Source organism: Pseudomonas sp. PS02302 (assembly GCF_029959585.1).
Taxonomy (GTDB): Bacteria; Pseudomonadota; Gammaproteobacteria; order Pseudomonadales; family Pseudomonadaceae; genus Chryseomonas; species Chryseomonas aestiva.
Map to the genome: position 1 here is coordinate 1 of NZ_JASCON010000130.1, position 7,609 is coordinate 7,609.

A 7,609-nucleotide genomic window follows, 5' to 3' on the forward strand; every position below is an offset into this window, starting at 1 on the left:
TCATCGTCAACATCGGCCACGATGTGATCGAGAAGCCGCCGTTCTTCATGACCCGTGGCGGCACCGAGGTCATCCACATCAACTTCCGCTCCGCCGAAGTCGATCCGGTGTACTTCCCCCAGGTCGAGGTGGTCGGCGACATCGCCAACGCCATCTGGGAAATCAAGGAGCGCATCGAAGTCCAGCCCACCTGGAACTTCGACCGTCTGCTGCACATCCGCGAAGCCAACGAGGCCCATGTTGCCGAAGGCGCCACCGATGACCGCTTCCCGGTCTATCCGCAGCGCCTGGTGGCCGATCTGCGCAACGTACTGCCGTCCGACGGCATCGTCGCCCTGGACAACGGCATCTACAAGATCTGGTTCGCCCGCAACTACAAGGCCTACATGCCCAACACGGTGCTGCTGGACAACGCCCTGGCCACCATGGGCGCCGGCCTGCCGTCGGCCATGGCCGCGCGTCTGGTCCATCCCGGCACCCCCATCGTCGCGGTCTGCGGCGACGGCGGCTTCATGATGAACAGCCAGGAACTGGAAACCGCGGTACGCCTGAAGATGAACCTGGTGGTCATCATCCTGCGCGACGACGGCTACGGCATGATCCGCTGGAAGCAGGCGCAGATGGGCTTCGAGGACTTCGGCCTGGACTACGGCAATCCGGACTTCGTCCGCTACGCCGAAAGCTACGGCGCCCATGGCCATCGCGTGGAAAGCGCGGCCGCCTTCGCGCCGTTGGTGCGGCAGTGCCTGGACACCCCTGGCGTCCACGTCATCGACTGCCCGGTGGACTACTCCGAGAACGATCGCATCCTGCATCAGGAAATCCAGCAGCGCAGCGCGGCGGTTTGAGCGTGACTAGCTGACTGGATTGCCACCCGGTGCCGTTACCTGCATCCCGCTCACCAACCACTAACCGGACCTAAGACATGACATTACGCTCTTTGGGAATTGCCAGCCGCAGCTTGCTGTGCTTTGGATTTCTAGCCGCCTTGGTCGCTGGAGTGGGCATTTTCGGTATCACGCAGATGTCGCAAATGAGGGATCAAAGTCTGGAGATCGAAACGGACAGCGTCCCGAGTGTGATCGAGGCTGACAACCTGGCCCTGCTGTTGGCTTTTACCCGAGCAGAAGTGTTGCGCCTGATAGCCTTCCCGGACGCGTCCACTGTCGTCGATGCGCGCAAGCAGCTCGAATCCCATCACAACGCCATACTGGCGGCATTCAACCGCTATGAAGCCTCGATTGGCTCCGATCCGGAGCGTCAGGCCTTCGATAGTCTGCGCCAGGCCTATCGGGGCTATCTAGATAGTGTCAACCAGCTGGCCGAGTTGGTGGGCACCGGCAGAATGGACGAAGCCCGCACTATGGTGCAGACGGTCCTGGCCCAGCTAGGAAGCAAGATGAACGCAAGCACCGAAGCCCTGCGCAAGTTCAATCAGGATGACATCAACGCAGCCTCCGAACACGCCAGTGCTACCTATGGCCAGTCGAAAGCAGTGACCTGGTTGGCGATCGGCCTCGCGCTGGGCCTTACCCTGTTGCTGGCCTGGCGCCTGACCGTGAGCATTACTCGGCCAATCGATACCGCCGTGAGCGCTGCCAGTGCCATCGCCAGCGGCGATCTGACCCAGACCCTGGACACCCGCGACCAGGATGAGGCCGCCCAACTACTGCGCGCCATGCAGCAGATGCAGACCAATCTACGCGACACCCTGAGCCACCTGGGGCACTCGGCCAATCAGCTTGCCTCGGCCGCCGAAGAAATGACCGCGGTCATGCAGGAAAGCGCCACTGGCCTGCAGCAGCAGAATGGCGAAATCGAGACGGCCGCCACCGCGGTGACCGAAATGAGCCAGGCTGTCGAGCAAGTCGCCGGCAACGCCACTTCAACCTCGACCGAATCACGCAAAGCCGCTGATACAGCCCGCCATGGTCAGCAACAGCTGGGCAAAACGCTGATTGCCATCGAGACGTTGACCGAGAACGTCATGGGCGCCGGCGATCGTGCCAAGGCACTGGCCGAACAGACCCGCGACATCAGCCAGGTCCTCGACGTCATCCGTTCGGTAGCCGAGCAGACCAATCTGCTGGCACTCAATGCCGCAATCGAGGCCGCCCGAGCAGGCGATGCCGGCCGTGGCTTTGCAGTTGTGGCGGATGAGGTAAGGGGCCTGGCCCAACGCACGGGTGACAGCACACGCGAGATCGAAAAGATGATTGGCAGCATCCAACAGGGCACCGGCCAGACGGTAGATGCTTTGCTGACCAGCGCCGACCAGGCACGGCAGACGCGGGAACAGGCGCAGGCGGCGAACTCAGCCTTGGAGACCATCGCGCAATCGGTGTCGGGCATTGATGAGCGGAACCTGATGATTGCCAGCGGTGCAGAGGAACAGGCTCAGGTGGCCCGCGAAGTGGATCTTAACCTGGCGCGTATTCGTGATCTGTCGGTGCAGACTGCCGCGGGAGCTGAGCAGACTCGCGCGGCGAGTCAGCAGCTCTCTCAGTTGGCGGTAGAACTCAACGGACAGATTCGACGATTCCGCGTGTGAGGAGCTGATCAATAAACTCAGCGCCGGGCTTTGATACTCCCGGCAATACCCCTGCGGGGTGGCATTCGACATGCTGCTGACCGACCCGGATGCGGCTTCCGGCTGGCGTCGGCGAAACATCCCGCACTCGAGACACGCTGACCAGAACCGCTGCCCTCCTCCCTGGATCAGACGAACCCCAGGGAGTGCGGGAATTACCGAGGGCATGTGGGATTTGGAGGTCGGCTGTGGATCTGGCGATGTCACGCTCCTGCTGAGCGAGCTTGTCGGTGAACTGGGTGAAGCTGCCGGCAAGGATCACGACGACGATGCGCTCGCCGCCGCACGGGCCGTGCAATTGGCACTGCCTAGACCGCCATGCTTCTACGAAGCAGCATCGCGGACATGCCTGAATCCTTGGGCACCTTCGACGCCATCGTGTGCGTCGAGTACTGAGGTATCAGCCCGATACCATAGCTGCAGCAACCGCCTTTGCAGAGCGACTCCAACCCGACAGGTTGATGATCTTTCTGGAGCAGGACAGTACGCTGACGCCTGCCAGCCTGGAAGGTTTCGAACTGCATCGGAAAGCTCCAGGCTGGATCCAGCAGATGATCACTCGTGAGGGCTTGGCTCTGCAGATAGGCGTCAATCTCCACGGCAGTCTCACCAACGCGGGTCTGAACGTGGAAGCGGTTCGCGCCGCCTGGGTGCAGCCCCCTGATAAGGCCTATGCCCTTGGAAGCATCTTCAAGGCCTGTCTTCCAGGCATTGTGGCGCTCGGCGTGGAGGCGCCCGAGGAGGTGGGTATAGATACCCTGCAGCGGCACCTCGATGACGAACGTCTGAAGTCCAGGGGCATTCACGTCGGCGCCGCGATGTTCGGCGCCTGGGCGCATGTCCGTCGCCTGATACCGTCAGCGGATACCGGGCGCAGGCTGGCGACAAGGATGTTGCCAAGCTGAGGCGGCTGCAGGTCGCCTCGACGTGAGCTGGCGAGTTACGTCCATCTTCGCCGATTCGTGCCATCCGTGGCGACGAGCGACCTTGCGGCCCTAGTTAGTGGCCTCGACGGCTCCTTGCCGAGACTGACGCTCTTCCTTCGCCAGCGTTTCGTGCATCTCCCGGTGCTGCTGGAGCGCCGCCTGACTATCGCGAAAGTCTTCGTTGTGCGAGATCGAACGCTCGCTGCCGTCTGCGGCATAGCCGAGGCCCGCAACGGCGAGGGTGGCGGCAAACAGGGCAGTGTTGAGGAACGTCATGGTGTTTCTCCTTCTAGAGTGCAGCGTGGGTATGAGCGCCACTCTAGGGGTGCGCGGGCAACGCCAGGATGAGCCGCGCATTACAATCCTGTCATCCTTCCAGGGACTGTTCGCGACGGCGCGAAAACATACAGATCCCGAAAGAACGGCTCTTCCCCCCCCTCAAAACGCGTCAACCTCCCCGCCCGTGGGCAGCGATCGCCCAGCGCTCAGGCGTCGGAGTCGCCGGTGTCCTCACCCATGGCGTTGATATTGGAAAAGCGCTCGACCAGAAAGTCGATCAGGCTGCGCACCCTGGCCGAGAGGTGCAGTTGTTGCGGATAAACCGCATAGATATCCGCCTGCTCGGTCTGGTCTTCCAACACCACCCGCAGGCGACCGCTGCGTACATAGCGGGCGATATCCCATTCGGAACGCTGCAGAATCCCATAGCCTTCCAGGGCCCAGTTCAAGGCCACTTCCCCGTCGTTGCAGCTCAGGGCACCGTGGATCTTGATATTTTGCGTGCGCCCGCCGTTGTTGAAATTCCAGACGCCGTAGGTCGCTTCGTTCTGGCGCAGGAAAATGCAGCTGTGGTCTTGCAGGTCCGTGAGCCGGGAGGGGCTGCCATGCTTTTCCAGATAGAGGGGGGAGGCGCATAGCAGTCGGCGATTGGAGGCGATCTTGCGGGCATGGAAAGCCGCGTCGGGGAGGTTGCCGATGCGAATGGCCAGATCGAAACCATGGGTAGCCAGATCCAGAGGATGATCGCTGATCTCCAGCTGCACCTTGACCTCGGGATAGCGCGTATGAAAGGCAGCGAGCGCCGGGCCGATATAGCGTCGGCCAAAACCCAGGGTCGCATTGACTCGTATCAGGCCCTTGGGGGTCGCGCGGCAGCTGCTGACCAGCTGCTCCACCTCATTGATCTGCGTGAGGATGCGCTCGGCGTGGTTGAAGTACATCTCCCCCTCGGCCGTCAGGCTCATGGACCGGGTTGTCCGGGTGACCAGGCGAATGCCCAGGCGGGCTTCGAGGGCACTCAGCCGCTTGCTCACCGCCGGAGGGGTCACCCCCAGTTCCCGGGCGGTCGCTGCCAGGCTGCCTTTCTCGGCAAGCAGATGGAAAAAAGCGAGATCGAGGGTCTGGCTCATTGGTAACTCAAAGTTAATTAAGTAGTGATTTTGAAGCACTCACAGGGTAGCGATCACTACATATACTCCTCCCACACTCTGCTGAACAGCCTGCGATCAACCCTCCCGCGCCAGTGGCTTAGTTGAGCCAGTTCAAAGCGCTATCAGAACTCCCGCAGTTTCAGCCGAGTGTATTGGACTGAGCCAGACATTGGGATCCAAGACCAGTAACGACTGCCGAAGACGTTCGACGTTGAACTTCACCCTATTGAAAGCGGCTTGCACCGGGGCCGGCAACTTCGATAGAGGAAATATGCGCGCGGGTACTGATTGATCGCTGACCGTCTTCAATCACGCCAGATAACAACTCAGACATCGCGCGATCGGTCGCAAGCCGATTACCCGATGTCTCCTGACAAAAATAAAAATTCAGGGGTTAACAATGAAAAAAGCGCTCGGAAAACTCTACGTCCAGGTGTTGATCGCGGTAATAGCCGGCTCTCTCGTCGGCGTGCTGTTTCCTGAAACAGGAGCGGCGCTGAAACCCCTGGGTGATGCCTTCATCAAGCTCATCAAGATGCTGCTGGCGCCGGTCATCTTCCTGACGGTAGTCACCGGCATCGCCGGCATGGAAAACATGAAAGAACTGGGACGGGTCGGCTTCCGCGCCCTGATCTATTTCGAAGTGGTTTCCACCCTGGCGCTTGTCGTCGGCCTGGTGGTCGCCAATGTATTGAGGCCCGGCAGTGGAATGAATGTCGACGTCACTACCCTGGATACTTCAAGTCTCAGCAGCTACGCCACGGCCGCCAAGCATACGTCGGCCATGGACTTCCTGATGGGCATCATTCCCAACACCATCGTCGATGCCTTCGCGAAGGGCAACGTGCTGCAGATTCTTCTATTTTCGGTCTTGCTTGGGGTAGCCCTGGCCAATGCCGGGCCCCGGGCGAAACTCTTCGTGGACACGCTCGATAGCCTGACGCAAGGCATGTTTCGGATCGTCAGCATGATAATGCGCCTGGCGCCTATCGGAGCCTTCGGCGCGATCGCCTTCACCATCGGCAAATACGGCTTCGGCTCGCTGTTTTCGTTGGGCAAGCTGGTGGCTTGCGTCTATCTGACCTGCGCGGTGTTCGTGATTTTCGTACTGGGTCCGATCTGCCGATACAGTGGTTTCAGCCTGTGGAAGTTCCTGAAGTACATCAAGGAAGAACTGTTCACCGTGCTGGGGACCTGCTCATCCGAATCGGTGTTGCCACAGATGATCTCGAAAATGGAGAAGGCCGGGGTATCCAAGCCGGTGGCAGGACTCGTCATTCCCTCAGGCCTGACCTTCAATCCTGATGGGCAAGCCATCTACTACACCATTGCCGCCATCTTCATCGCCCAGGCGACCAATACCCCGCTGACCTTGACCGATCAGCTGATCGTGCTGACCGTTCTCATGTTCACCTCCAAGGGGTCCGCGGGCGTGGCCGGGGCAGGCTTCATCATCCTCACGGCGACCCTGGCGTCGCTCGATACCATCCCGGTGGCCGGTATGGTGTTGCTGTTGGGTGTGGATCGCTTCATGTCCGAGGCGCGGGGCATTACCAATACGATCGGCAATGGGGTCGGAACGATGGCCATCGCCAAATGGGTAGGCGCTCTGGACACTGCCAAGATGAATAGAGCGCTTGATGGCGAAGACTTGGAAGAAACTCGTGATGCTGCGCGATCCGAGACCGCCAGATCGGCGACGTCTGCGAGCGAGCCTCTTGTCCAACTACCCGATGTTACAAGTCGGGCGCTCAAACATTAATAAAGATCTGACCGCCCTTTATTACGCAGCCTCATGCAGGCGTCTGCTCTGCTGAAAGGTTGTGTTCAGTACCTGTTGATGAAAAACACGCTGTAGTTGCTCTATTCGATCCAAGCGCCAGTTTCCTGGCATATAAAAACTCAAGGCAGGATAATGCGATGGTTAGCCGAACGCTTTACGACAAACTCTGGGATTCGCATCTGGTGAAGCAGCGCGACGACGGCTCGGCGCTGCTCTACATCGATCGCCACATCATTCACGAAGTCACCTCGCCCCAAGCCTTCGAAGGCTTGCGTCTGAGCGGCCGCACGCCCTGGCGTGTCGATGCCAACATCGCGACCCCGGACCACAACGTGCCGACTACGTCAGAGCGCAAGGGCGGGATCGCCGCCATTGCCGATCCGGTTTCGCGCCTGCAAGTGCAGACCCTCGACGACAACTGCGATCAGTACGGCATCACCGAATTCAAGATGAATGACGTTCGCCACGGGATCGTTCATGTCATCGCTCCGGAACAGGGCGCTACCCTGCCGGGCATGACCGTGGTCTGCGGCGATTCCCACACCGCTACCCACGGCGCCTTCGGGGCGCTGGCACACGGTATCGGCACCTCCGAGGTCGAGCATGTGCTGGCGACCCAGTGCCTGATCGCCAAGAAGATGAAAAACATGCTGGTTTCCGTCGATGGCCAATTGCCGTTCGGGGTCACCGCCAAGGACATCATCCTCGCAATAATCGGCAAGATCGGTACCGCCGGGGGTAATGGCCCCTGCGGCCATGTCGTTCATGCGCGACCACGGCGTGCTCAAGGACATCTACACCGAGCGCGACAGCCAATCGCACAAGACGGCCCGGGGCAAGAAGCTCTCGGTACGGACGGTGAAGGCCCCAGGCTTCGGCC

At 60.4% G+C, this 7,609-nt stretch carries 7 protein-coding genes; 5 read left to right on the forward strand and 2 right to left on the reverse strand.

Annotated elements, in window-relative coordinates; all coding sequences use genetic code 11:
* The 3 genes from QMX82_RS24965 to QMX82_RS24975 form a co-directional block, all read left to right on the forward strand.
* Positions 1 to 848 (forward strand): thiamine pyrophosphate-dependent enzyme (locus QMX82_RS24965; RefSeq protein WP_282288571.1); only part of this gene is annotated, 848 nt, incomplete at its 5' end.
* 77 nt (positions 849 to 925) lie between these two features.
* Positions 926 to 2,551 carry a methyl-accepting chemotaxis protein gene (locus QMX82_RS24970; RefSeq protein WP_282288573.1) on the forward strand — a complete coding sequence of 542 codons (1,626 nt, stop codon included), beginning with the start codon at positions 926 to 928 and terminating at the stop codon, positions 2,549 to 2,551.
* Between the two features lie 500 nt (positions 2,552 to 3,051).
* Positions 3,052 to 3,495 (forward strand): hypothetical protein, encoded by a 444-nt coding sequence (locus QMX82_RS24975; protein ID WP_282288575.1) that lies wholly within the window; start codon positions 3,052 to 3,054, stop codon positions 3,493 to 3,495.
* Between the two features lie 90 nt (positions 3,496 to 3,585).
* On the opposite strand, the gene QMX82_RS24980 is transcribed toward QMX82_RS24975, so the two are convergent.
* Both QMX82_RS24980 and QMX82_RS24985 read right to left on the reverse strand, forming a co-directional pair.
* Entirely contained in the window at positions 3,586 to 3,792 is a 207-nt protein-coding gene (locus tag QMX82_RS24980; protein ID WP_282288577.1) for a hypothetical protein, read from the reverse strand.
* A gap of 209 nt (positions 3,793 to 4,001) precedes the next feature.
* Positions 4,002 to 4,925 (reverse strand): LysR family transcriptional regulator, encoded by a 924-nt coding sequence (locus QMX82_RS24985; protein WP_282288579.1) that lies wholly within the window; start codon positions 4,923 to 4,925, stop codon positions 4,002 to 4,004.
* Between the two features lie 421 nt (positions 4,926 to 5,346).
* Between QMX82_RS24985 and QMX82_RS24990 the strand changes: the two genes are divergently transcribed.
* Together QMX82_RS24990 and QMX82_RS24995 are read left to right on the forward strand one after the other, a co-directional pair.
* Complete coding sequence (locus tag QMX82_RS24990; protein ID WP_282288580.1) at positions 5,347 to 6,708, forward strand: dicarboxylate/amino acid:cation symporter; 1,362 nt, start codon at positions 5,347 to 5,349, stop codon at positions 6,706 to 6,708.
* Between the two features lie 158 nt (positions 6,709 to 6,866).
* A partial coding sequence (locus tag QMX82_RS24995; protein ID WP_282288581.1) for an aconitase family protein occupies positions 6,867 to 7,609 on the forward strand: 743 nt, incomplete at its 3' end.

Bases quoted from the DNA above. Each gene is read 5' to 3' on its own strand.
- QMX82_RS24970 (WP_282288573.1), top strand. From the start codon at position 926: ATGACATTACGCTCTTTGGGAATTGCCAGCCGCAGCTTGCTGTGCTTT.
- QMX82_RS24975 (WP_282288575.1), top strand. From the start codon at position 3,052: ATGATCTTTCTGGAGCAGGACAGTACGCTGACGCCTGCCAGCCTGGAA.
- QMX82_RS24980 (WP_282288577.1), bottom strand. From the start codon at position 3,792: ATGACGTTCCTCAACACTGCCCTGTTTGCCGCCACCCTCGCCGTTGCG.
- QMX82_RS24985 (WP_282288579.1), bottom strand. From the start codon at position 4,925: ATGAGCCAGACCCTCGATCTCGCTTTTTTCCATCTGCTTGCCGAGAAA.
- QMX82_RS24990 (WP_282288580.1), top strand. From the start codon at position 5,347: ATGAAAAAAGCGCTCGGAAAACTCTACGTCCAGGTGTTGATCGCGGTA.